Annotated in this window: 23 protein-coding genes; 10 read left to right on the forward strand and 13 right to left on the reverse strand. The window is 57.1% G+C overall.

The features are described 5' to 3' along the window. Positions 1-14: 14 nt before the first annotated feature. Positions 15-1,613: a SurA N-terminal domain-containing protein gene (locus tag PKC29_03160; protein HML94410.1), complete on the reverse strand. Its 1,599-nt coding sequence runs from the start codon at positions 1,611-1,613 to the stop codon at positions 15-17. Between the two features lie 273 nt (positions 1,614-1,886). Here PKC29_03160 and cofD point away from each other — a divergent pair, with 273 nt between their 5' ends. The 6 genes from cofD to PKC29_03190 all read left to right on the forward strand — a co-directional run bounded on the left by cofD (position 1,887) and on the right by PKC29_03190 (position 7,593). Continuing rightward, the gene (cofD, locus tag PKC29_03165) at positions 1,887-2,813 is read left to right on the forward strand and encodes a 2-phospho-L-lactate transferase (GenBank protein ID HML94411.1); all 927 of its coding nucleotides are present in this window, start codon (positions 1,887-1,889) and stop codon (positions 2,811-2,813) included. 128 nt (positions 2,814-2,941) lie between these two features. Next, complete coding sequence (gene cofG / locus PKC29_03170; protein HML94412.1) at positions 2,942-4,222, forward strand: 7,8-didemethyl-8-hydroxy-5-deazariboflavin synthase CofG; 1,281 nt, start codon at positions 2,942-2,944, stop codon at positions 4,220-4,222. Continuing rightward, entirely contained in the window at positions 4,209-5,411 is a 1,203-nt protein-coding gene (gene cofH / locus PKC29_03175) for a 5-amino-6-(D-ribitylamino)uracil--L-tyrosine 4-hydroxyphenyl transferase CofH (protein HML94413.1), read from the forward strand. Before cofG ends, cofH begins: the two co-directional genes overlap by 14 nt. Before the next feature lie 153 nt (positions 5,412-5,564). After that, positions 5,565-6,104 carry a hypothetical protein gene (locus PKC29_03180; GenBank protein HML94414.1) on the forward strand — a complete coding sequence of 180 codons (540 nt, stop codon included), beginning with the start codon at positions 5,565-5,567 and terminating at the stop codon, positions 6,102-6,104. Further along, positions 6,104-6,976: a site-specific DNA-methyltransferase gene (locus tag PKC29_03185; protein ID HML94415.1), complete on the forward strand. Its 873-nt coding sequence runs from the start codon at positions 6,104-6,106 to the stop codon at positions 6,974-6,976. The genes PKC29_03180 and PKC29_03185 overlap by 1 nt, the downstream gene beginning before the upstream one ends. Before the next feature lie 8 nt (positions 6,977-6,984). Next, a complete protein-coding gene (locus PKC29_03190; protein HML94416.1) occupies positions 6,985-7,593 on the forward strand; it encodes a MutH/Sau3AI family endonuclease in 609 nt (202 codons plus the stop codon). Positions 7,594-7,595: 2 nt separating this feature from the next. On the opposite strand, the gene rimO is transcribed toward PKC29_03190, so the two are convergent. Further along, positions 7,596-8,903, reverse strand: a complete 1,308-nt coding sequence (rimO, locus tag PKC29_03195; GenBank protein ID HML94417.1) for a 30S ribosomal protein S12 methylthiotransferase RimO — start codon at positions 8,901-8,903, stop codon at positions 7,596-7,598. After that, the gene (locus PKC29_03200; protein ID HML94418.1) at positions 8,900-10,018 is read right to left on the reverse strand and encodes an AAA family ATPase; all 1,119 of its coding nucleotides are present in this window, start codon (positions 10,016-10,018) and stop codon (positions 8,900-8,902) included. The genes rimO and PKC29_03200 overlap by 4 nt, the downstream gene beginning before the upstream one ends. A gap of 250 nt (positions 10,019-10,268) precedes the next feature. Between PKC29_03200 and PKC29_03205 the strand changes: the two genes are divergently transcribed. Next, the gene (locus tag PKC29_03205; protein HML94419.1) at positions 10,269-10,535 is read left to right on the forward strand and encodes a hypothetical protein; all 267 of its coding nucleotides are present in this window, start codon (positions 10,269-10,271) and stop codon (positions 10,533-10,535) included. A 57-nt stretch (positions 10,536-10,592) separates the two neighbouring features. On the opposite strand, the gene argF is transcribed toward PKC29_03205, so the two are convergent. The 3 genes from argF to argB are packed head-to-tail and all read right to left on the reverse strand — an operon-like array spanning position 10,593 to position 13,568. Then, positions 10,593-11,495 carry an ornithine carbamoyltransferase gene (gene argF / locus PKC29_03210; GenBank protein ID HML94420.1) on the reverse strand — a complete coding sequence of 301 codons (903 nt, stop codon included), beginning with the start codon at positions 11,493-11,495 and terminating at the stop codon, positions 10,593-10,595. Then, entirely contained in the window at positions 11,488-12,690 is a 1,203-nt protein-coding gene (locus tag PKC29_03215) for an acetylornithine transaminase (protein ID HML94421.1), read from the reverse strand. The genes argF and PKC29_03215 overlap by 8 nt, the downstream gene beginning before the upstream one ends. Continuing rightward, positions 12,687-13,568 carry an acetylglutamate kinase gene (gene argB, locus PKC29_03220; protein HML94422.1) on the reverse strand — a complete coding sequence of 294 codons (882 nt, stop codon included), beginning with the start codon at positions 13,566-13,568 and terminating at the stop codon, positions 12,687-12,689. The genes PKC29_03215 and argB overlap by 4 nt, the downstream gene beginning before the upstream one ends. A gap of 263 nt (positions 13,569-13,831) precedes the next feature. On the opposite strand from argB, the gene PKC29_03225 reads away from it, so the two are divergent. Next, complete coding sequence (locus PKC29_03225; GenBank protein ID HML94423.1) at positions 13,832-14,557, forward strand: chlorite dismutase family protein; 726 nt, start codon at positions 13,832-13,834, stop codon at positions 14,555-14,557. Positions 14,558-14,603: 46 nt separating this feature from the next. Here the strand turns inward: PKC29_03225 and hslU are convergent, their stop codons facing one another. The 6 genes from hslU to PKC29_03255 all read right to left on the reverse strand — a co-directional run bounded on the left by hslU (position 14,604) and on the right by PKC29_03255 (position 21,175). Further along, positions 14,604-15,965, reverse strand: coding sequence for an ATP-dependent protease ATPase subunit HslU (gene hslU / locus PKC29_03230; protein ID HML94424.1), 1,362 nt, complete (start codon positions 15,963-15,965; stop codon positions 14,604-14,606). A 4-nt stretch (positions 15,966-15,969) separates the two neighbouring features. Then, a complete protein-coding gene (gene hslV, locus PKC29_03235) occupies positions 15,970-16,503 on the reverse strand; it encodes an ATP-dependent protease subunit HslV (protein HML94425.1) in 534 nt (177 codons plus the stop codon). A 2-nt stretch (positions 16,504-16,505) separates the two neighbouring features. Then, on the reverse strand, positions 16,506-17,402 hold the full coding sequence (locus PKC29_03240; GenBank protein ID HML94426.1) for a tyrosine recombinase XerC: 897 nt from the start codon (positions 17,400-17,402) through the stop codon (positions 16,506-16,508). A gap of 145 nt (positions 17,403-17,547) precedes the next feature. Continuing rightward, positions 17,548-20,229 (reverse strand): LysM peptidoglycan-binding domain-containing protein, encoded by a 2,682-nt coding sequence (locus PKC29_03245; protein ID HML94427.1) that lies wholly within the window; start codon positions 20,227-20,229, stop codon positions 17,548-17,550. Between the two features lie 304 nt (positions 20,230-20,533). Beyond that, complete coding sequence (locus PKC29_03250) at positions 20,534-20,860, reverse strand: hypothetical protein (GenBank protein HML94428.1); 327 nt, start codon at positions 20,858-20,860, stop codon at positions 20,534-20,536. A gap of 66 nt (positions 20,861-20,926) precedes the next feature. After that, the gene (locus PKC29_03255; GenBank protein HML94429.1) at positions 20,927-21,175 is read right to left on the reverse strand and encodes a hypothetical protein; all 249 of its coding nucleotides are present in this window, start codon (positions 21,173-21,175) and stop codon (positions 20,927-20,929) included. A gap of 92 nt (positions 21,176-21,267) precedes the next feature. Between PKC29_03255 and PKC29_03260 the strand changes: the two genes are divergently transcribed. After that, positions 21,268-22,566: a glycosyltransferase family 4 protein gene (locus PKC29_03260; protein HML94430.1), complete on the forward strand. Its 1,299-nt coding sequence runs from the start codon at positions 21,268-21,270 to the stop codon at positions 22,564-22,566. Next, positions 22,559-23,869 (forward strand): flippase, encoded by a 1,311-nt coding sequence (locus PKC29_03265; protein HML94431.1) that lies wholly within the window; start codon positions 22,559-22,561, stop codon positions 23,867-23,869. Before PKC29_03260 ends, PKC29_03265 begins: the two co-directional genes overlap by 8 nt. A 2-nt stretch (positions 23,870-23,871) precedes the next feature. On the opposite strand, the gene PKC29_03270 is transcribed toward PKC29_03265, so the two are convergent. Continuing rightward, a complete protein-coding gene (locus tag PKC29_03270; GenBank protein ID HML94432.1) occupies positions 23,872-24,990 on the reverse strand; it encodes an SGNH/GDSL hydrolase family protein in 1,119 nt (372 codons plus the stop codon). Positions 24,991-25,044 lie beyond the last annotated feature (54 nt).

The raw sequence follows: 25,044 nt of genomic DNA on the forward strand, positions 1-25,044 counted from the left end.
CTCCCTGATGCATTTTATCCCTGTGCGGGGAATAACTGGGCGTTCGGTATTATTTCGGCCCTCCGCCTCATGTCCTGAAGCCAGTTCTGCATGATCTCGGCGCGCTGGCGGTCGAGCTGATGCGTCCTTATTTCCTCTTTCTTCTGCTGAAAATCGTCCATCGAAACGCCCTGTTTATCTTTAAACGAGACTATGTAGAAATTCTCGCCGCTAGTATAGACCCTGTTCGACACCGCGAGCTTCGGGTCTATCCGGAAGGCTTCGGCCCTGAGCTCGGCCGAGCCTATCCCGGGGACGTTATCCCTCCGGGAGAAGTAGCCCGTTTCCTTTATCTCGAGCCCGAGCTTTTTCGCCTCGGCCTGGAGGTTCGCCCTGCCTGCCGCGTTCAGCTCCTTGACTATCGCGGCGGCTTTTTCGGACGCAACGGAGGCTGCCTTCTCCTCTTTTAACGCGAGGGCCGCTTTTTCTTTCGCTTCTTCGAACGTCTGCTCGCGCTTTGGAGTTACCTCCGTTACCTCGACGGCCCAGACCGTGCTCCCGACGGGGGTGAGGAACGTCTGCCCGGATTCGGTTTCGAAGGCCCTCCGCGTGATTACGGGAGGGATGTCGTCGATAACCCTTGCCTGCCTGAACGGCCCCGCTTCGAGCACGGGCCCGGCGGAGTATTCGGCCGCTACGGCGTCTACCGATTTCGCCGAGGCGCTCCCCGTCTCGCCGGAAAGCCGCTGCCTCGCCGCCTCGGCGCGCCCGGCCTTGAGCCTGGCCTCTATGTCGCCCCTGACCTCTTCCAGCGGGCGGACCTCGCCGTCTTCGGTCTGGAACTCGTCCGAATAGGCGTCGTAGTAAGACTTGATTTCCTCGTCGGTGATTTTTATGCTGGATTCGAAGGCTTCGGGGGTGAGCTTTACGTACCGTATCTTTCTCGTTTCGGGCATTACGAATTTCGCCCTGTTCTTTTCGTAATAGCTTTTTACCTCGTCTTCGGCCGGGTTCTCTTCGCTTGCGAAATCTTCCGCCGAGAGCTGTATGTACGCGATGTTTACCTTCTCGTTCTCCATGGTGTAGGCGCTCAGAAGATTCTCGTCCGTGACGACGGCCGTGTTCTGTATTATCCCGGACATTTTATCGGCGAGCATCTCTTCCCTGTATGTCGCCTCGAAGTCCTCGACCGACTGGTTCCGGGTTTGCCGTATGAAATTCGCGAACATCTCGCCGCCCACGAACTTGCCGTCTATCTGGAAGGCCGGGTTCGAGGTTATGGACTCGACCAGCTCTTCGTCCGTTACCCTGAGCCCGAGCTCTTTTGCCTTCTGGGCGAGGAGCTTCGTATTTATGAGCTGGTTAAGGGCTATGGCGTTTAACTGGAGCATCTGGTCGGGCGTGAGGTCGGCGTCCGGGCTGATCTGGGACTTTATTATGTCGCGCATGATGGCGAAATCCGCCGCGCTTATTTCCTCGCCGTTGACCTCGGCCGCCACGTTTACGGGCGTAGACATCATCCCGGCGAAATCGTCGGACATGAACCCCAGTCCGAGCACCATTATCACTGCAAGTAAAATCAGAACGCCCCTTACGAACCAGGCGTTTTTACTCCTTATTATATCAAGACTCATCTGTGTATATACCCCTCGGGCGGATAATTTATATAAAAATCTATATCACTTCGGATTCAGTTTCAACTGAGCGCGGGAATAACGGGCCGGCTCGCCGGGCCCGCGGCGGGAAACGGGCGGGGGGCGGTTTCCCCGGCGAAGGGGGGCGTAGGCGGGCTCACGCGCGCGCGGCAACTTGACAGCCCCGGGGGGGTTAAATATGCTTACCGGCTCAATCTCCCGGCCGCTTTTGCCGAGGGAAGGAGCTAACTTCTCTCTAAAAGGTTTAACCTCATGATAACTGCTCTCGGAGGCGGGGTCGGGGCCGCGAAATTCCTTGAAGGCCTTTCCGCCGTAATCGGCAGTGAACCCCTTAACGCAGTCGTAAACACGGGGGACGACGTTACGATCCACGGTTTAAGGGTCTCTCCGGACGTCGATACCGTCATATACAGGCTCTCGGGCCGCGTGGACAGGCAGAGGGGCTGGGGCCTGAAAGAGGACACGTTCAGGTGCCTTTCGGCCCTTTCGAGGCTCGGAGGGGAGACATGGTTCAATATCGGGGATTCGGACTTCGCGACCCACATTTTCAGGACGCACCTGCGTGCGTGCGGGGTTACGGCCACGGAGACGGCGTTGAGGATAGCCGCCGCTTTCGGTCTGCCCGGCAACATAAACGTCCTCCCGATGACCGACGACGACGTCGAGACGTGGATAGAGACGCCCGAGGGGGAGATGCACTTTCAGGAATATCTCGTAAAGAAGAAGATGAAGCCCGAGGTCCTGGGCGTAACCCTCAAAAATATAGAGAGCGCCGCGCCCACGCCCGCGGTCCTGGACGCCATCCGGGGGGCGAGGGGGGTAGTGATCTGCCCGAGTAATCCCATAATCAGCATCGGGCCGATTCTCGCCCTGGGGGGCGTAAGGGACGCCATAAGGCAGTCCGGGGCCAAAAAGATAGCCATAAGCCCCCTCGTCGGCGACGCGCCCCTGAAAGGTCCCGCCGACAGGCTCATGAAGGGGCTCGGGCTAAGGGTGAGCTCCGTCCAGGTGGCCGAGCTATACGGGGACTTCCTCGACGTCATGATCATCGATACACGGGACGCCCACGAGGCGGACGAGATAAAAAGCCTCGGAATCGAGCCCCTGGTAACCGACATACTTATGCCCGTCCCCGAAAGGGCGGCGGCGCTGGCCAATACCGTGACAAGCCTCCTTTGACGCCGTTCTTTCGGCTTGACTTTATCCGCCCGTTTGTGAGAATATTACTTGATACGCTTGGGGTGAAAGCGCCTTCCAGGTGTTAAAGCAATTTCTTCCGCGGGGCCGCGGGGGGAAAGTCTCTTAATATGAAGAACATGGAAGCTCTCATACCTTCGGGGGATAATACTCCCTTTCCCGACCGTTTGCGCGGTATTACGGACATGCTCGGTGCCGGGGCCGCGGCGACGGTAAAAACGGGCGGCATAATAGAGAAGGTCCTTTCCGGCGAGGCGATAAACAGGGAGGACGCCCTTACTATCGCCGGGCTGGGGAACGACGAGCTTCCCTATATACTCCTGGCCGCGTCCGAGATAAGGGACAGGGGTAAGGGAAGAGTGCTCACGTTCTCACGGAACGTTTTCGTCCCGCTGACGCAGCTCTGCAGGAACCACTGCGGATACTGCACCTTTAAATACGAGCCCGGGGAGGGGGCTCTCTTCCTGACGCCGGAAGAGGTTCTCGATATGGCGTCGAAGGGGGCGCAGCTCGGCTGCACGGAGCTCCTCTTCGTCACGGGGGACAAGCCCGAGCTCAAATATAAAGAATACAGGGACGCCCTCGGCGCTATGGGCTACGGAACCACCGCCGAATACCTCGTAGACATGGGCGCGGCGTCGCTCGCCTACGGGATTTTCCCGCACACGAACCTCGGGCTCGCGACGCACGACGAGCTCCTCGGCTTTAAGAAATCGAACCCCAGCATGGGGCTCATGCTCGAAAACATCAGCATGCGCCTCCTCAAAAAGGGCGAAGCGCATCACAGGTGCCCGGACAAGGTTCCGAAGCAGCGCATGAAGACTATGGAAACGGCGGGCGAGCTCGGCATCCCGTGGACGACGGGGATTCTCGTCGGCATCGGCGAGACGTGGGAAGAGAGGATCGATTCCCTCTTCGCTATAAAGGACCTCAACGACGCCTACGGGCACATACAGGAATTAATCATACAGAACTTCTGCCCGAAGCAGGGGATAATCATGGAAAAGTACCCGCCCCCCGATTTCGTGGACATGCTGAAGATAGTGTCGATAACGAGGCTCGTCTTCGGAAAGGACATGAACGTACAGATTCCGCCCAATTTGAACCCGGGGACTTACCAGCTCTTTTTATATTCCGGCGTAAACGACCTGGGCGGCGTTTCGCCGATAACCATAGACTACGTGAATCCGGAGGCCCCGTGGCCGAAGCTCGAAAGCATGAGAGAGCTTTCGGAAGAGGCGGGCTTTACGCTCAGGGAAAGGCTCCCTGTATACCCGGAATTTATTAGCGAGAAATACATCGACGGCCCGCTTCTGGAAAAGGTGAGGGCGGCGGTCGATGAGACCGGCTACGTGCCGCTTGAGGAGACAGACCCCGATGGATCGAATTGAAGACGCCATATCATACATACAGGACACGAGAGGCCTCGGGCTGGACGGCGTTCTCGGCAGGGTGAACGGCGCCACGGGAAAGATTCTGGACAAGGCGCTCTCGGGGGAGGAGATTTCGGTCGAGGAATCCATCCACCTCTTCGCCATAACCGACCCCGACGAGCTTACGGCCCTGGCCGTAACGGCCGACGCCATACGGAAAGAGGATGTGGGCGACGTGGTCACCTACGTCGTAAACAGGAATATTAACTTTACGAACATATGCAACACGTACTGCGGCTTTTGTAACTTCATGGCGCCGGAGGGGGACGAGAGGGCGTATTTCCTCTCCATGGACGAGATAGCGGACAGGGTGAAGGAGGCCTGGGACATAGGGGCGACGGAAGTCTGCATGCAGGGGGGGATGCACCCCGACATCGACGGGAATTTTTACGTCGAGCTCATAAAGGCCGTGAAAAAAGCCGTCCCCGAGATGCACACCCACGCCTTTTCGCCGTTCGAGATATTCTACGGCGCGCAGACGCTCGGCATTTCCGAAGAAGATTTCATAGTGAAGTTAAAAGACGTCGGCCACAACACCTTCCCGGGGACGGCGGCCGAGATACTCGTCGAGGAAGTGAGGAAGATAATCGCTCCTCGGAAGATGCCGACCGAGGCGTGGATAAGGATCGTCAAGAAGGCGCACAAGGCGGGCATGCGGACGACGTCCACGATAATGTACGGACACGTCGACAAGCCCCACCACTGGGCCGAGCACATCGGCATACTGAGAGACATCCAGAAAGAGACGGGCGGGTTCACGGAATTCGTCCCGCTCCGGTTCATCCCCTGGAACACGAGGCTCTTCAAGCACTCGAAGGGCAAGGTGCAGGAAGGGCCGGGCGACGTTAACCAGCTCAAGATGTACGGCGTTTCGCGACTCATGCTCCGCGGGTGGATAAACAACATACAGGTCTCGTGGGTGAAGCAGGGGCCCGAGTTCGCGCAGTTCTCGCTGACGGCGGGGGCCAACGACTTCGGAGGCACGCTGATGGAGGAGCAGATTTCGCGCTCCGCCGGCGCCAGCTACGGGCAGTATTTCCCGCCCGAAGAGTTCAGGCGTCTCACGAGGGAGATAGGCCGAATCCCCGCCGAAAGGACCACCACGTACGGCATTCGCCGGATGTTCGATAAGGACGGGGTGAATTAAGGCGTCTTGTGGCTATGTAACTCATCCCTTTGTTGAACCAGAAGAGAGTTTTTCTCATCTAAATTGTTATTTCAGTAGCGCACCTCTTGTTAACAAATCTGCAGTGTAGTGTTAAGATAGTTGTGTTCTATAATGATTGTGGGAAGTCTTCTCATGAGTAAAGTGAAAAAGAATGTATACGTCCATGATATTGATTTGAAATCATTAAATATACGAAATGCTCCAAGAGAAGACTTTAGAGAAGCGATTGAAGCCCTAGAGTATAGAGGATATGAAGTCGAGAATATACAAGATGGACGAAAAATAGTTATTACGAAGCCGGGTGGCAAATTCACGTACGGCAAGATAAAAAAAGAAGATTTCATGGTTTTTGTTCACAATCCAACGGATAAAACCATGTGGTTAATTTCTCATAAAAATATCTATGAGGACCTGGTGGAAAAAGGCAATCAGGATGTTCCAGCAACCCTTAAAATAATCGATGCTCTTGAAAGGGTTTATGTGGGTGAAGAGCCGGATGAAGTATTGGCTTCGGTAAACTTGGTCAATCCCTGTGGGGAGTTGCCCGAGGTTTTACTAAAAGCATACAAGTGGATTTGGGGTCAAGAGGATGTGAACTACCCAACCGGTAAGGGCAGGGACATGTCCTTTGATGGCATAAGAGAGCTTAGAACGACACTTTCGGAGCAGTGATCTTGGATCCTTTCTTTACTAGCAAAAATATCAGGCTTTACCTTGGCGATGTTTTAGACACGTTGCGTCGACTGCCCGATGGTTGTATCGATCTGATATTTGCGGACCCGCCGTACAATCTTTCCAACAACGGATTTACATGCCACGCCGGACGCAGAGTGAGTGTCAATAAAGGCTCATGGGATAAGAGTAACGGCGTAGAAGAGGATTATAAGTTTCATTATAAGTGGATCGAAGAGTGCCGAAGGGTGCTGAAGCCCGATGGCTCACTCTGGATATCGGGGACTTACCATTCGATCTATGCCTGCGGATTCGCCCTTCAGACTCAAGGATGGCATATGATTAACGATATTAGCTGGTACAAGCCAAATGCCGCGCCCAATCTCGCTTGCAGGATGTTTACTGCCAGTCACGAAACGCTGTTGTGGGTTAGGAAGAGCAAAAGCGCGAAACACTTTTTTAATTACGACGTTGCCAAGAACTATAATTGGAATGGAGATTCTTTGAAAAAGCCTGGGAAGCAGATGAGAAGCGTATGGGCTATTAACACACCAAAGAATGGTGAAAAAAAGTATGGGAAGCACCCTACGCAAAAACCGGAAGCTTTGCTGGAACGTATTATCCTCACTTGTAGCAGCGAAAATGACATCATACTCGATCCGTTTTGTGGGAGCGCAACGACAGGTGTAGTTGCATTGAGACATAATAGAAAATTCGTCGGTATTGATATGGATAGGGCATATCTGGATACGTATGCTGTTCCTAGGCTTAAGGATGTCATTGAGAAGAACTCTTTGCTTACATATAACGAAAAAAAGCACAACGCAAAAGCGGCAAGAGATGAAAAAGCGGACTACGGAATCTTGCCGTAACATTCTCCATGGAAAGAATTGAAGCAATAAGAAAACTGAATGAGCTTGTGGGAAAGAATTTACACGAGCTCGCGCAACTCTACGGTGTCACCGTATACAAAAACGACAAGGTGAATAAGGGCTGGGCTGGCCACGTTTTTGAGAGACATCTTCAGATCCCTTTGAATTCAGCACAATCTCCCAATTTCGGGTCTTGGGAGTTGAAATGTATTCCTCTGAAGCTCAAACGGAACGGCTTGCTGACTTTCAAAGAAACCATGGCAATTACTATGATAGATCCTGTTAATGTTGCGCAGAAGGAATTTCATGAAAGCCATCTTCTGGCAAAATTGCAAAAAGCAGTCGTTGTTGCGAGAACGGTTGGGGCTTCAGTGAGTGAGCCCACATATATACATTCAGTAGTGGAGTTTGATCTGGATGGTGAGCTGTACGAAGCGGTGAAAAAGGACTACGATTTGGTTAGAGAAATGATCTTGGATCCGTCTAAGGGGTTCAGTGCTCTATCAGGAAAGATGGGTTATTTTATACAACCCCGTACAAAAGGGCCCGGCCACGGTTCCATTTCGAGAGCGTTTTATGCACGGCCGAGGTTCCTTGCAGAATTCATAAAGTTGTAACGCTAAAGTATTACTCCCCTGAGGTCGTAAACGTCGGCGTCGGTGATTTTTATATTCACGAGGTCGCCGGTCTTTAATTTCAGCTCTCCGGTTTTCTTCACGTACGTGTACCCGTCAACTTCGGGGGCCTGCGAGGGAATCCTGGCTATATAATCGCCGTTTTCCTCGCCTTCGATGAACCCTTCGTGGACGGTTCCTACGAGGGAGAGGTTCTTCCTCAGCGACACCTCGGACTGCGCTTCTAAAAGCCGCTCGTACCTTTCTTCCTTGACCTCTTCGGGCACCTGGTCTTCCATGACACCCGCCGGGGTTCCCTCTTCCTGCGAGTACTTGAACGCGCCTGCCCTGTCGAACCCCGTCTCTTCTACGAATTCCAGGAGCTCCTCGAATTCGTCGTCCGTCTCTCCGGGAAAGCCGACTATGAACGTCGTCCGGAGGACGACGCCGTCAATCCCGTCCCGGAGCTTCTTCAGTATCTCCCTTATGCGGGCGGGCGGGGTCTTCCTGTCCATTGCCTTCAGCATGCGCTCGCTTATGTGCTGGAGCGGCATGTCGATGTAGGGGAGGATCTTCTCCTCCTTTGCTATGAGCTCGACGAGGGAGTCTGTTATTCCCCACGGGTAGCAGTAGTGAATCCTTATCCACCCGAGGCCGTCCACCGTGGCCAGCTCGCGGAGCATCGTTTCGAGGTTCGTCCCGATGTCGCGCCCGTAGCTAGTCATGTCCTGCGCGATGAGGTTTATCTCCCGTACGCCCTGCCTGACGAGGCTCTCGGCCTCGCCGACTATGGAGGCGACGGGCCTGCTCTTCATGACGCCGCGCATCTTCGGGATGATGCAGAAGGAGCACGTACGCGAGCAGCCTTCGGAGACTTTCACGTAGGCGTAGTGCTTCGGCGTGAGCATGACACGCGGCGTGTCGGGGTCGTATATCGTCCCCGGCGGATTTTTGTGTATCGTCCCCGGCCGCCTGTCTTCGAGGACCTCACCTATCTTGAGGAGGTTCCCCGTCCCCCAGAATGCGTCTACCTCGGGCAGCTCGTGCTTCAGCACCTCGGCGTATCTCTCGACGAGGCATCCCGTGACGATGAGCTTCCGGCAGCTCCCGCTGACCTTCCTTTCGGAGAGATCGAGGATCGTGTCGATGGACTCCTTCTTCGCGTCTCCTATAAAGCCGCAGGTGTTTACAATTATTACGTCGGCTTTGTCTTCGGGCGAGATCTCGTGGCCGGACCTTGTTAAAGCTCCGCTCATGATCTCGCTGTCGACGAGGTTCTTCGAGCAGCCGAGGCTCACTATGGATATCTTCATGCGCGTTTTTTCAAGATGTGAGAAACCCTGCCCGAGTCCATCGTAAGGATTATCTCTCCCTCGTCTCCCTTTCCGAAGTTCTCGAACGCCACCTCTTCGAGGTGCCTCGATATTATAACATCCAGGCCGCGGGCCCCCGTCTGCCGCCTTACGGCTTCGTCGATTATGAACTCGGCGACGCCCGGCTCGATGCGGAGCAAAAAGCCCTCTTCCTCGAATTCCCTCTGGTAGTTCCGGGTCTTGATGTGGATTATCTCCATGAGCGTATTTTTGTTTAGCGGCGAAAACGGCACTATGCGGTTGAACCGCGAAATGAGCTCGGGCAGGAACCCGAACATGTGAAACTTCGATATGTCGTCCGCCTCGTCTTCCGTCAGGCTGTAGGCTATGGAATCGTCCTCGCTCATTCCTTCCTCGAGCTTCTGCATGAAGCCGAGGCTCCGCTTTTCGAGGAGGCTCCGTATGCCTGAGAAAGCGCCCACCGAAAAGAACGTTATGTCGCGGGTCGAGATGAGCGCCCTCGGTCCCCTGCTCGAAAATCCGAAGTCGAGCGGTATCTGGACGTCCGTCCCTTCGAGAATCTTCAGCAGCTCTCTCTGTACGCCGTACCCGGAGACGTCCTTCGTCGTCCCCTGCCCGGCGAACCTCGCGCTGCTGTAGGCCCCGGCTATCTTGTCGAACTCGTCGAGCACGATGACGCCGCACTCGGCGATGTCTATGCTCTCGTTCGCCGCGTAGACGAGCTGGACCAGGATGTTCACGACGTCGTCGCCGACGTATCCCGATTCGGTGAACTTCGTCATGTCGATGATGACGTAGGGCAGCTTGAATATTTCGCCGAAAAGGAGCTCGATGAGATACGTCTTGCCGCAGCCCGTCGGCCCCATGAGTATGGTGTTCGGGCGGGGCGGCAGAACGGTGCGCGGCGTGTTTTTCGTATGGAGGAGCTTCAGTCTCTTGACGTGCCTGTAAGAGGCGAGTGACACCGCCTTGCGGGCGAGCGGCTGGCCCCTGTATCCGAGCTTTTCGAGCTCCGCGTATATCTTTTTGGGTGAGGGAAGAGGGACTGTCTGAATGAAATCCTTAACGTAGTAAACCTTCTCTCCTCTTCTCATAAGCGCCGCCTCACGGATTATTATTCTAAGAATTCTGGCAGTCTTTTCAAGCTATGCCTATATTATACCCCCTCCGCCGGCGAGAGGCCGGAAATTCCCGTTCTTTAATATAATTTCGGAGCTTTTATGATTCGCCGCTTTAAGTATGCCGTTTAACCGTTTGCCGGGGCGGATTTATCCCATTGACTATTTTCGGGACGATTATTATAATTTGGCGTAGGAACCTGATGACCGCTTGAGGAGGTGGAACATGAAATACTTTGCCGGAATGCTTCTTGGAATCATGGTCTTCGCTTCGGCCGCGATGGGGGCGGACTCCCCTAGGATAACCAACTACAACTATAACCCGAGCGACGCGCTTCATCCGTTCAAGCTCATAAGCATGGCCGCGAGGCCCCCGCTCGGGATCGCGACCCTTTTCGTCAAGGGCACCTACTGGGTTCTGGACGTCGATCCGATAAACAGGGCGTTTAACATCGACACCGATCCCTCGATGAACATCGACTCCGATTATTAAGGGAACATAAGGAAAACCGGGGCGGTTTCGTGTTCTACGGGCCGCTTCCGTAAACTCTCAGTCCTTCATGAACATTTCGAGTATGGCTTTGCCCGCGTGGAGCTTGTTCTCCGCCTGGTCGAAGATTATCGACTGCGGGCCGTCGGCGACTTCCGCCGTTATCTCCTCGCCCCTGTGTGCCGGAAGGCAGTGCATGACGAGGGCGTCTTTCGAGGCCCTGGTCAAGAGCTCTGCGTTTACCTGGTAGGGCCTGAACATCTTCATCCTCTTGTCGGTCCCCTCTTCCTGGCCCATGCTTACCCAGACGTCGGTGTATATGACGTCCGCGCCGCTTACGGCTTCGTCCGGGTCGTTTGTCACCTCTACGCCCTCGCCGCTTACGCCGAGCGACGAGAAGTCGGGCTCGTAGCCGCGCGGGGTCGCTATAGCGAGCTTAAAGCCGAGTATCGCCGCCGCGCCTATGAACGAATTGGCGACGTTGTTGCCGTCGCCGATGAAGGCGAGCTTCATGTCGCCGACGTCGAGTCCCCTTTCCTTTATCGTGAAGAGGTCGGCTACGATCTGCGTCGGATGCCCGAGGTCCGTAAGCGCGTTTATCACCGGTATAGTAGAGTGCTTCGCGAATTCTTCCAGCTTCTCTTGCTCGAAGAGCCGGAGTATAACGCCGTCGAGGTACGACGAGAGCACCTTCGCGGTGTCTTCGACCGTTTCGCCGCGCCCGAGCTGAAGATCGTTCGGGTTAAGATAAAGCGCGTTTGCGCCGAGGTCGTTTATCGCGACCTCGAAAGAAACGCGGGTCCTCGTCGAGAGCTTCTCGAAGATGAGCGCTATCGATTTCCCGGCGAGCGTGTGCGTCGGCGTGCCGGCCTTCTTCGCGGCCTTGAGCTCGGCCGAGCGCCTGAAGAGATGCTCGAAATCCTCCTTGCCTATGTCCGCAATCCTGAGGAAGCTTCTAGGCATTCCCGGCCTCGTCGAGTGATTCGCTGATAATGTCAATTGCCTCGTCTATCTCCTTTTTGCCTGCTATGAGCGGGGGGAGGAGCCTCATGACCCGCTGCTCCGTGAGTATCGTCAGGAGCCCCTTGCCGACGGCCCTCGTTACGACGTCCTTTGCGATATCGGGGGATTTGAACTCGACGCCGAGTATGAGCCCCTTGCCCCTTACCTCCTTTACGAGGCCGGGGTGCGCCTCTTTTATCCCGGCGAGCCTTTCGAGGAAATATTCCCCGGACGACGCGGCCCGGTCCAGAAGGCCGTCTTCCATTATAGTCTTTATGACGGCGAGCCCCGCGCTCATCGCGACGGGATTGCCGCCGAGGGTGGTGCCGTGTACGCCCGGCGTGAAGTGCCTGGCCACCCGGTCCGTCGCCAGGAAAGCGCCGCAGGGTATGCCGCCGCCGAGCGCCTTCGCGAGCGTCATTATGTCCGGCTCGACGCCGTAATGCTCGTATGCAAAGAGCTTCCCGGTCCTGCCCATCCCGACCTGGATCTCGTCGAGCATGAGCAGCACTTTCTTCTTCCTGGTGAGACGCCTTACGTCTCTCAGATAATTCTCGTACGGTATTTTTACGCCGTTTTCGCCCTGTATCGGCTCGAGCATTACGGCGCAGACCTTCTCGTCGGAAAGGGCCTTTTCTATTGACTCGATCTTTCCGTAAGGCACGGCCTTGAACCCCGGGAGGAGCGGCTTGAAGCCGGCCTGGTATTTCTTGTTCGTCGCGCTGAGCGCGCCGAGGGTCCTTCCGTGGAAGGAATCGCGCGCGTGGACTATCTTGTAGCGCCCGCCGTTGGCCCCGCCCCATTTTCGGGCGAGCTTTATCGCGCCCTCGTTGGCCTCCGTCCCGCTGTTACAGAAAAACACCTTGTCGGCGAAGGAATTCTCGACGAGGAGCCGCGCGAGCTCGGCCTGCTTTTCGACGTGGAAGAGGTTGGACACCTGCATCAGCGTCCTGCACTGCTCGGTGACGGCGCGGACTATGTTCGGATGGCAGTGGCCGAGGTTGTTGACGGCTATGCCCGTGATGAAATCGAGGTACTGTTTCCCGTCCTCGTCCCACACCCGGCATCCCTTGCCGCGGACAAGCGCTATGGGGTAGCGGCCGTACGTATTCATCAGGTACTCGCCGCTTTCGGCTATCGTTTCTTCGCTGCTCAAAGAAGTATCTCCGTTCCAACGCCCGCGTCGGTGAATATTTCGAGGATGAGGGCGTGGTCTATTGTGCCGTCTATTATGTGCACCTTGTCGACGCCTGCGTGAAGGGCCTCTATGGCGCACATGATCTTGGGGATCATCCCGCCGGAGATCGCCTCCTGCCTTATGAGCTCGCGCGCTTCGGATTCGGTGATGCTCGAAAGGAGGTTCTTTTCCTTGTCGAAGATACCCGGGACGTTCGTCATCAGTATGAGCTTTACGGCCTTGAGCGCGCCGGCTATCTTCCCGGCCACGTGGTCGGCGTTGATGTTGTACGTCCGGCCTTCCTTGTCGAACCCGGTCGGCGCGATCACGGGAATGAATCCCGAGTCTTCGAGGACTTTGATCAGGTGCGGGTTCACCGACTCGACCTCGCCGACCATGCCGAGGTCGGACCCGGCCGGTATCTCGATGCCGTTTTCGGCCGCGAAGGTATCGAGGTTCAGCTTCCGTGCGAGGATCATCTTGCCTTCCTTTCCCGAAACGCCGACGGCCTTTCCGCCCATCGCCTGGATCGCCTCGATTATCTTCTGGTTTATCTTCCCGACGAGCACCATCTCGGCGACTTCCATCGTCGCCTCGTCCGTCACACGGAGCCCCGCAATGAACTCGGATTCCATGCCGAGCCTTTTCAGGTGATTACCTATCTGCGGGCCGCCGCCGTGTATGACCACGGGGTGAATGCCCACGAACTTCATCAGCACGATGTCGCGCGCGAAGTCGTGGAGGTCGTCGTCGCCGATGCTCCCGCCGTATTTTATTACGATAGTTTCGCCGTAAAACTCCTCGATATAAGGGAGCGCTTCGACGAGTGTTTTAGCTTTTTGAATGAGATTTTTCATTTATTCTGCCGCGCCGGTAAATAAAGCTGATTATTATAAGATAAATATGGTTCTATGCCAATAAAATCTTTTCGGCCCGCGGAAAGGCAAATAGGGAGGAAAACCCCGCCGGAACCCTGTCCCGAAAATAATCCGGCTTTAAAGTTGCCCAAAATTGACGGACGGTTATAAAAAGGGGGGCGGCGAAGCGCCCGTTTTCCGGAAATTCCCGAATCGCCAAGGGGGTTTTAAGCTGTTATATTTTTCCCGGAAAGGAGTGAAACATGCAAGAAGCAAACGACAATTCTGTTTTGGATATAAGCGAAAAGGGGAGGGCGAAGGACGGGACGGTCCTGTCCTCGGACAGGCGGATGCTGATGCAGCTCCTCGCGTTCGGCGGCTGCCTCGATACGGGGAAGATAATAAAGGAGCTCGAAGGCTCGGGCACGGACTTCGTCCTCTACGCCGACATCAACGACCCCTACGGCGTCGGGCTTTTGTCTCTCAACGAGGACCCGGGTTTCTTCGTCGGCGAGCTCCGCGAGTTCCTCGCGCGCCCGGCCTTCACCGGGCTTACGCCCAAGCCCGAGTACACCATGCTCGGGAGGACGTATTCCCTCGGCTACGAGCCCGACCTCGAAAGGACCCTCGTCCACGGGCCCCGTGAGAAGGTGCTTAACCCCGCGCTCAAGTGGGCGATATGGTACCCGCTCCAGCGTAACAAGCTCTTCGAGACGCTTTCGGAAGACGAGCGCCGCTCGGTGCTGGGGGAGCACGGCAAGGTAGGGTTCAAGTTCGGCCAGGCAGGGCTCGGAACGGATATCAGGCTCGCGTGTCACGGGCTCGACAGGAACGACAACGACTTCGTAATCGCGGTCCTCGGCGCAAAGCTCTACCCGCTCTCGATCCTGATAGAGACCATGCGCGGGACGAAGCAGACGTCGATGTACCTCGAAAGCCTGGGGCCGTTCTTCGTCGGGAACGTCCTGTGGCAGACCCCGGTCGGGTAACCGCCTCTCCACGAAAACGCGGCGCGCCGGAATCGCCCGTGCGCGCCTAGAGTATGTACCTGCTGAGGTCCCTGTCCTTTACGATGTCGGCTATCTTTTCCTTAACGTAATTCGCGTCGATCGTAATCTTTTCGTGTCCCATGTCGGGGGCGTTGAAGGATATCTCGTCGAGCATCCGCTCCATTATGGTGTGGAGCCTTCGCGCGCCGATGTTCTCCATGGATTCGTTTACGGTGTGGGCCGTCTCGGCGATTTCCCTTATCGCATCCTCCGAGAAGATGAGGTCTACGTTCTCCGTGTTCAGGAGCTCGACGTACTGCTTTATGAGCGCGTTCCGGGGCTGGGTCAGGATCATGATGAAGTCTTCCGTAGTCAGCGGTTCGAGCTCGACCCTTATCGGGAACCTGCCCTGTAGCTCGGGGATGAGGTCGGACGGCTTCGAGACGTGAAACGCCCCCGCGCCGATGAAGAGGATATGGTCCGTCTTCACCATGCCGTGCTTCGTGTTGACCGTGCAGCCCTCGATTATCGGGAGGAGGTCACGCTGGACGCCTTCTCTCGATACGTCGGGCCCGGCCGAGCTTTCGCGGCCCGCGACCTTGTCTATCTCGTCGATGAAGATTATCCCCGACTGCTCGACCCTCTCTATGGATTTCTTTATGACGTTGTCCATGTCGATGAGCTTCTGCGCCTCTTCCTGTATCAGCACTTCCATCGCGTCGGGGACGCGGACCTTACGCTTCTTGGTCTTTTTGGGGAAGAGGTTTCCGAGCATGTCGGATATGTTGACGTCCATCTCTTCGAGGCCGGACGGCGAGAACACCTGTATGGGAAAATTCTTCGACGTGACCTCTATGTCCACGAACCTTTCGTCGAGCTTCCCCTCGCGGAGGAGCCTGCGCAGCTTCTCGCGCGTTTCGCTGCTTGACTCAGCCTGCTGCGCCGGCTCGGCCTGCGGGGGCTGATGCGCCTGCGGGGCCTGGGGCGTGGGGAAGAGGAGGTCCAGCATCCTTTCCTCGGCGAGGTCCTCGGCCCTCGTGCGTACGGTCTGCTTCTCCTCGTCGGTCACCATCTTTATGGCGATGTCGGTGAGGTCCCTGATCATCGATTCGACGTCCCTTCCGACGTAGCCGACCTCGGTGAACTTCGAAGCCTCGACCTTTAAGAACGGGGCCTGGGCGAGCTTGGCGAGACGCCGGGCTATCTCGGTCTTGCCGACGCCCGTCGGGCCTATCATGAGTATGTTCTTGGGCGCTATCTCGTCCTTGAGCTCGGGGGAGACGCGCTGGCGCCGCCAGCGGTTCCTGAGCGCGATCGATACCGCACGCTTGGCCTTGTTCTGGCCTATGATATACCTGTCGAGCTCCGAGACTATCTCTCTCGGGGTGAAAAACGTTTCATTGCTCATTTTGTCAAAGTTCCTCTACCGTGATTTTATCGTTCGTATAAATGCATATCTCGGACGCTATCTTGAGGGATTCCTCGGCTATCTGCCTCGCCGAAAGGTCGGAGAACCTGCTGAGCGCCTTGGCCGCTGCCTGTGCGAACGTGCCGCCCGAGCCTACGGCTATTACGTTGTCGTCGGGCTCCAGCACGTCGCCGCTCCCGGAGATGAGAAACATGCTGTCCTTGTCCGCCACCGCGAGGAGCGCTTCGAGCCGCCGGAGTATCCTGTCCGTCCGCCAGTCCCTCGCGAGCTCGACGGCAGCCCGGCGGAGGTTCCCCCTGTACTCTTCGAGCTTCGCCTCGAACTTGTCGAAGAGGGTCATGGCGTCGGCCGTGGCCCCGGCGAATCCGACGAGCACCTTGCCCTCGAATATCTTCCTCACTTTCTTGGCCGAATGCTTTACCGCGGCATGACCCAGGGTTACCTGGCCGTCCCCGGCCATCGCGACGCCGTCCTTGATCTTTACGCATACTATCGTAGTTCCGTGAAATTGTTCCATGTCTATGCTCTGGGATGAGTTTTGTCGTATATCTCCATTAATTTTTCTATCGAGGTATGAGTATACCTTTGAGTCGTGGAAAGGCTCGCGTGTCCGAGCATTTCCTGGATCGCCCGGAGGTCGGCCCCGCCCCCCAAAAGGTGGGTCGCGAACGAGTGCCTGAGCACGTGCGGGCTTACGTTCTTGGGGATGCCGGCAGCTATCGCGCGCTTCTTTATTATCCTGTCCACGCTTCTTACCGTTAGCCTCCCGCCGCGGGAATTCACGAAGAGCTGGTCTCCTTTCGGCTTCATGTCGAGCCTGTGGGCGAGGTATTTCCTTATGGCCTCCGCCGCACGGGAGCCTATCGGCACCTGCCTTTCCTTTCTCCCCTTGCCGAGGACTTTAACCGTCAGGCCGGCGAGGTCGATGTCGCCGAGGTCGGCCCCGGCGAGCTCGCTTACCCTGAGGCCGCTAGAATAGAGTAGCTCCAGTATGGCGCTGTCCCTGGCGTCGAGCGCGCCGTCGCCCGACACCGTGTCGAGGAGCTTTACGACCTCGTCCACCGTGAGAAACGACGGGAGCCTCTTTTCGCCCCTGGGCGTCGGGACGAGCCTGGCGAGGTTTAATTTCACCGCCCCGGTCTTCATCAGGAACTCGAAGAACGTCCTTACGGAAGAGAGCTTCCTCGAAATCGATACCTTCTTGTTCTGCGTATAAAGCCAGCCTATATAGGCCCTTATGGGGGCCTCGTCGAGCTTCCTGGCGTCGAATTCTTCCCCTTCTCCCGGGATGAGCTTTTTTTGCCTGGCGACGCCGACGAATTCGCCGACGTCGGTCATGTAGGCCTTGACGGTGTGCTGCGAGTAATTTCTTTCGGAGAGGAGAAATTCCCTGAAGCTGTCCAGATAATGGTCCATGGCGCAGTTCACATTAATATAATCACCAGGTCCGGTCTTTCAATGGACGGACTTTGCCGTCCTGTAATTCGCTGGAATTTCCGGAGAGGCTGGCGGGCCGAGCGGAGCATCCCGGATTCGGGAGCGGCCCGGCGCGCCGGAGGCGTCAGTTCTTATCGAAGCCGCCGTACCCTTTGCTCATCTCGTCGTAGAAGAGCCCGGAGAGCTGGACCCTCTTGGCGCCGATGTATCTCTTCCTGTAGTACTGCTTGTTGATGTTGTCTATCGTCACCTTGCGGGACGCGGACGACGCGTGGATGAATTCGTCGTTCCCCATGTAGATGCCGACGTGGGAGGGGTATTTCGCGTACGTGATGAAGAACACGAGGTCGCCGGTGTCGAGCTCGTCTCTCTTGACGCTCTTGCCCGACCTGTAGTAGATGTCCCTCGCCGTACGGGGGAGGTTGACGTTGAACCTGCTGAAAACCTTTTTGACGTAGCCAGAGCAGTCTATGCCGGTGATGAAATCGTTGCCGCCGAATTTGTACGGCGCGCCGAGGTATTTCTTCGCCACCTGTATGATGCTCTCCTTAGAGAACCTTCCGTTCTTCCCGGAATCGTCGGACGCATTATCTGCCTTGCCGCCGGACTGTATGGTGCTCTTGTCGGCTACCGCGACGTAGGCGGCGTCCTGCCCGGGGATGGTCGGAATGTAGAGCACCTGTCCCGCGTTTATCGTGCTGCCCTTGATGTTGTTTTCGGTTTTGAGCGCGGTAATCGTGATGCCGTACTTGGCCGCTACGCTCGCGAGCGTGTCGCCTTTTTCGACGACGTATTCACGCTTCGGGCTGGCCGTCGCTATAACCTTCGCGCCCACTCCGAGCGCGGGCTCGGCGTCCACAGCTTCCGTGATTCCCGGAATGTTGAGCTTCGCTCCGGCCCTTAAGGTGTTGCCCCTGAGGCCGTTCGCCTTCTTGAGCTCGCTTACAGAAACCCCGAACCTGCTCGCTATCCTGCCGAGCGTGTCGCCCCTGGCTACCGTGTAGCGGGACGACGTAACCTTTTCCTGGGGCACGGGGATGAGGAGTATGTCGCCCTTGCCTATACGGTCGGACTTTAAGGCGCTCGCCTTTTTGATCTCGTCTACAGTCACGTCGAAGCCGGACGCGATCCCTCCGAGCGTGTCGCCTTCCTTGACCACGTATCTCTTCTTTATGTATACCTCGGCGGAGGCGGTTTCTTCCGGGGCCTGTGCGGAAACCGCTTCGGCTGCGGTGACCGCAGGCTCGGCCACGACTATGACGTCTTTCTTTACGGGGCCGGGGACCTTCAACACCTGGCCGATCCTGATGTTGCTGCTCTTAAGGCCGTTGGCTTGCTTGAGCTCGTTCTGGGATACGCCGTGTTTAATCGCGAGCCGTCCGAGCGTGTCGCCTTTCGCGACCTTGTAGCTGCCGTCGAATTTGGCTGTTAAAGCCGGGTCCGCGGTTTCGGATTCCGCGGGCGATGCCGGCGTGAGGGCGAGCTCCTGCCCGATGCGGATATTATTGCTCTTAAGGCCGTTAATCTTTTTGAGCTGGCTTACCGAGACGCCGAACCTGCCGCCTATCCCGCCGAGCGTGTCGCCCTTACGCACCGTGTATACGCCGGGGACTTCGGGGGCGCTGTCGGCGGAAGAGGGAGCGGGCTTTTCGTCCGCGCCCGCCGTTTCGACGGCCTCGGCCAGCTTCGCCGAACCGGGCACCACGAGCTTTTGCCCTATGCGGAGGTTCCTGCTGTCGATGCTGTTGAGCTCGACGAGGTCTTTTGTGCTGACGCCGAGCTTCCGCGCGATGCCACCGGGCGTGTCGCCCTTCGAGACCGTGTAGTAGGTGATTGTCGATGGAGCGGGTTTTACGTTTTCAGCCTCGGCTTCTTCGGCCTTAACGGGGACGGGGGCCGTTTCGGCGGCCGCTGTGACTGCACCCGCGGAACCGGGGACGATGAGCTCCTGTCCTATCCTGAGGCTCTTGCTGTCGATGTCGTTCAGTTTTATCAGGTCGCTCGTGCTGACGCCGAGCTTCTGTGCTATGCCGCCCGGGGTGTCGCCCTTACGGACGACGTATACGCCGCCCGCGGGGGCTTTCTTAACGGTGGTTTCAGCGGGTTTTGCCTCGGCGGTTTTTACTTCGGCAGTCTTTATTTCATCGGGGGCGGCATCGGGGGCCTTCGCCGCCGGCGCACCGCCCGGGATCCGGAGGGTTTGGCCGACGCTTATCTTATCCGTTTTCAGCCCGTTCCCGGCCTTGAGCTCGCGGCTCGACATGCCGTATTTCGCCGCTATGTGGCCGAGCGTATCGCCGTTTTTGACCGTGTAGGTCGCCGGGATTGCGGGGGCGGGGGCCTTTGCGGGCCCTTGGGACACTTCGCCCGTTGCCGGCTGTGCCTTGGCGCTCTTTACGCTCGAATTCTGTCCGGAGGGGATTGCAAGTTTTTGCCCGATTTGTAGTTTTGTGCTGCTTAATCCGTTTTCGTTCTGTAAAGCCGCTGTCGATACGCCGTGTCTTTCGGCTATTTCGCCCAGGGTGTCGCCTTTCTTTACTATGTACTCTTTATTATTGCTGCCATCCTCTGCATTGCTTCTTGTTTCGGCCGAACCGCCCGAATTAGGGACAGTCAAAACATCGCCTATATCCAATCTGTTATTTTCGAGATTATTGACGGATTTCAGGTCTTCAACGGTTACGCCGAATTTTAACGCCAAGCCGTAAAGGTTATCTCCTTTTTTCACGGTGTATTTGCTTGCTGTGAAAGCAGTTACGGGAAGGAGAAATACAAAAAGAACCACCAGGGAATACCTAATCGCCATGCCTTATACCTCCTAGAGAGACAAAAACTGTTTTGATCCATACCGGGTTGGGAATCCGGTAGACCGGATGTGCTTCTAGGTTCTGGTTGTCAAAGAACTAAGTAAATTACTTAAACCTTGGAACTGATTATACACGAATGCGTTCGGATATTAAAGAGGGATTAACTCCTGTCCCGAAATTTATAAAAGAGCCGTATTCCGGTGGGTTGCGGGGTATTGTTAAAGAAACCGGGGGCATGTTTAAAGGCCCCGCCGGGGGTGTTTTCAACTGCCCGGGCACGGCCCGGAAAGCGTGCGGTTAAGGCTACTGGTTTAAATACGGGGTGTTGGCGAGGAGCCATTCGGCGAGCGGGAGGCCCTCTACGTGATAAATGTCTATGAAGCCTTCCTCGTCCTTTTCCCTGACGAAGACCTCGCTGACAAGACCGACCGCGATCCTGCGTACGTCCTCGTGCCCGAGGCCCGAGGTGTCGATGACGTCCGACATTTTAAACGTGATGACGCCGGACTTCGACTCGCTGAATTCCCTGTCGTCCGAGAATTCGATGGCAAAGGTAACTTCGAGCGCGCCTTTATTGTCGGGCCCTACGTCCGAAAGCTCTATGATCCTGATATAATCGAGTGCGGTCATATCGTGCTCTTAAAAGATTAACCGATTTGCCGGCCCGGTTTGCCGTGGCCCGAAGCCGCGCGATGCTCATTCGATGATGTTAGTGCAGATGTAGAGGAACTCGTCCCCGAGCTCCCAGCCGACGGTCATTATCTGTATGTGCCCCTTGTCGTGGAGGTCCTTAAGGGTTTCGACTACCTTTATTTTCGTCCCGGCGTGGTCGAGGCCCGGGTTCGACTCGACGACCTTACGCGTGAGCTTTTCGGTATTCGTATTCCCCTGGCCCGCGCCGCCTGTGCACATCTGTTTCAAGAGTTCCATTTCGAGCTCGTTCATACGTCTCTCCCGGCTTCCGCTGAATCGCGTCGCTGAAGCCTTTACCTTGTCCGGGCGTTAAAGGGCATCGGAACCGGCCGTGAAATTCAGCCATGAAATATAGTGTATTATACAATGAAGCGCAATCGGGGCCGCCCGGGGAGGACGGCGGGACGGCGGCGCCCGAGACGCGGCTCCAACGCATGAAGGTCCTTATATATACGCACGAATTCCCGCCCTTTCTGGGCGGGCTCGCGACGACGTCGTTAAAGCTCGCAAGCGGGCTTCTGGCCTCGGGGCTCGATGTTTCGGTGCTCGCCCCCGGATACGGAAAGAGCGCCCACGGGGACGACGGCGGCCTCGGCGTCAGGGTTACGAGGATTCCTTCGCTCGGCGCGGGGCTTGCGAAGGCTGTCCCCTTCGCGGACATAGTTCTCGGACGCATGCATCTCTCACGCGCCGTCGCCGCCGAGCAGCCCGACGCCGTCCTTTTCGTAACGGAGGAAGCCGAGGCCGCGGGCGGCCTCCTCCCGTCTTATCCTTTCGTCCCGATACCGAGGGTCGCGGGGTCGGGGATAACGACGTGCTTTCTCGGGAATAATCCTTTAAAGCGTCTCATGCGCCGTCCGATGGCGAGGCTCTACAGGAGCTCGCCGCTCGTCATCGCGGTGAGCGAAAGCACCAGGGGGCTCCTTCGCGAAGTCGGCGTCCCGCCCGAAAAGATAAAGGTGATATATAACGGCGTCGAGGACGAGATGCTGAGTAAAGCTCCGGACGCCGCGAAGGTCGAAGCCCTCCGCCGGAGGTACGGTATACCCCCGGGGGCGAAGGTGCTTGTCACTGTCGCAAGGGTGCTCCCGCGAAAGGGGCAGGATACCGTCATAAAGTCGCTCCCTGCCGTTCTCGCGGAATTCCCGGATACCTATTACATGATCGTCGGCGACGGGAGATACGTCCAAAGCTTCGGGGAGCTCGCGCGGAGCCTCGGGGTTTCGGAGAGGGTTATATTCACGGGCGGCGTCGGGCATTCGGACGTCGCCGATTATTTCGATCTTTCCGACGCATTCGTAATGCCGAACAGGTACTGGAACGACAAGATAGAAGGGCTTCCGAACGTCCTCCTCGAAGCCTCGGCCCGTGGTAAGCCCGTCATCGCCGGGAATCACGGCGGGTCCGTCGAGGCCGTCGGGGACGGCGTCACCGGGTTTCTCGTGGACCCCGAAAGCGTAAGCGCCGTATCCGGGGCCGTGCTGAAACTTTTCAGGGACGCCGGGCTTGCGCGCGGGATGGGCGAGAAGGGAAGGGCCCGCGTCTCGGGGCGCCACACCATGAAGGTGATGATGGAGAATTACGCCTCGGCAATAAGGGGCGCGGTCGAAAGCTGGAGCAGGGGGGCGGCGCAGGATGCCTGAACCTTCGGGCAGTCAGAGGAAGCTCTTTTTAAACGCCGCGTATCTCTTCGGCGGGAAGGCCGCCGCCGGCGGGTTCGCCGCGCTACAGACGGTCATAATGGCCAGGATTCTCGGGGTCTCGGACTTCGGGCTTCTCCAGCTCGTCATCGCCTACATCGCCATGATGAACCAGCTCTTCGACGTCCGCGTGTGGGAGACGGCGGTCAAGTACATCGGGACCTACTGGAGCGCGCACGACGCGGACAAGACCCGCGCCATGATAAAGCTCTCCTACCTCCTCGACATCGGGAGCGGGGCCGTCTCGTTCGTTATCGCGGTGCTCACGGCGAAGCTCATAAGCGACTACGTCCTCCACGAGCCCGGTGCGTACGTCTACATCCGGGTGTTCGCCCTCAGCCTCTTCATCGAGACGGCGAAGCTCACGTCGGACGCCATACTTCGCGTGTTCGACAAGTTCGGGATTATCGCCATCGTGAACACGCTCGAAAACTTCGTTCAGCTTATACTCGTAAGCGCTTTTCTCCTCCTCGGGAGGGGGATAATGGGTGCGCTCTACGGGCTGGTAATCTCGAAGTTCGTAACCGTTATTATAAGGCTGACGTTCGTAGACCGGACGCTCGGGGAGAAAGGGCTCCGGAGCTGGCTCATGTCGGACCTCCGCCTGATACGGGGCGAATGGAGGGAGATAGGCTGGTTCCTCGGGAACACGAGCCTCATGGCGACGCTCAAGATGGGGAGCGACAAGTACCTCGGCATGATGCTCCTCGGATACCTCGCCGGGAACGAGGCCGTCGGGCTCTACAGGGTCGCCAATTCCGCCTCGGGCATAGTGAACCGCATCGTCGATACGTTAAACGAGGCCATATTCCCCGAGCTCGTGAGGTTCACCAGCGCAAGCGCGATCAAGGAGTTTAAAAAGTATATAAAGGCCTCGACGAAAAACCTCCTCAAGATCATCGTACCCGTGACGGCCGTCATAGTCGTCCTCGCGGGGCCGCTGGTCAAATACATATTCGGCACGGAGTATCTGCCCGCCGTGAACACGCTCAGGATACTGGCCGTCGGCGTCCTCATATCGCGCTTTACGTACTGGATAAGCCCGGCTCTCCTCGCCATGGGCCGGTCGGGCGTGAGGACCGTCTTCTCGATATTCACGACCGTCGTCTACCTGGGGCTGATGCTGATTTTCGTCCCGCCCTATTCCTACGAAGGCGCGGCGCTGGCGTTCCTTGGATTCGCCGTGATAAAGTCGGCCATGTCCTACGGCATATTCGGGTACTACGTAAGGAAGGACCACGGTTAGGGCTACTTATCCTGCGCGGCGTCGGGTGACTTTTTTATCAGCCCGTTCTCGTGGAGGAACTTCGCGAAGAGCTCGCCCTTTATCTCGGCGCCGAGCTCGTTCTCGTGCCTCCCGTCGCCCCAGTACTTCTTGTCGTCCGGCATTACGGCCTCGAAGTCGAAGAGCGGTATGCCGTTTTCGGCGGCGACTTTTTCGAGGACCTCGTTCATTTCCCTGAACCCCCTCTGGTAGTGGGGGGTCGAGGCGTAATCGTCCATGTACGGCGACCACGCCCACGTGACGAAGACCATATCGACGCCGCCGGCCTTCGTTATCGCGACCATGTTGCGGAGGTTCCGCTCGAAGAATATCGGCGGGTTCTTGTCCAGCAGCTCCATGGGGTCGTGCTTCGCGACCGAGTATGGGCCGTACGCGGTGTCGGGCGTTACGAAGTTGCCGATGCCGACCTGTTTCGTGATGCCCGTCTTCCTCAGAATAACCCTGAAGAGCGCGCTGTGCTCCAGAATCGGCACGGGGGGAGGGTCCCACTGCTTACGCCTCCCCGAGTCGTCGGATTTATACGACGCCGGGTCGACGAACCTCGCGTGGACGTCGTTCGTCCCCTCGTATTCGATGACGAGGTCCGGGTCTATGTCGAGCACCCTGAACTCGAGGTTGATAAGCGTCTCCCACGAGTTGTATCCGCCGACGCCCGCGTTTATCACTTCGACGTTCTCGTAGCCGTACTTGTCCCTTAGCTCGCGCTCCATCACGGCCGTAAACGTCTTGTCGTTGTCGTTTATGCCTATGTTATAGGTCGTCGAGCCGCCGAGGACGGCGATCCTGAAGACGCCCTCGGGCTTCTCGCGCGGGAACTCGTCGTTCCTGAATCCGAGCGAGTTATGGTGCGCCTTGCCCCTTTTGAAATGAGGGTTCGGGTAGTAGTTGAGGTAGTGGTGCCGGACGTAGCGCTGGTCGTCGGGGCTCAGGTACGAGTAGACGGAATACTGGAGGCTCTCCTCTTCGGGGATGATCGCGAGCCATATGCGCGTCCCGATTTCGAGGACGACGAGCGTAAAAAGAATGCTGACGAGTACCAGCGTCGATTTTTTGAACGGGGGCTTTTTCGCGGGTTCTCTCATATGTTCTGATGCCTGTTACCGGACGGCCCGAAGCGGCTCTTTAAGGTCTCGGGT

It is taken from the genome of Thermodesulfobacteriota bacterium, from assembly GCA_035325995.1.
GTDB lineage: Bacteria > Desulfobacterota_D > UBA1144 > Nemesobacterales > UBA2774 > JADLGH01.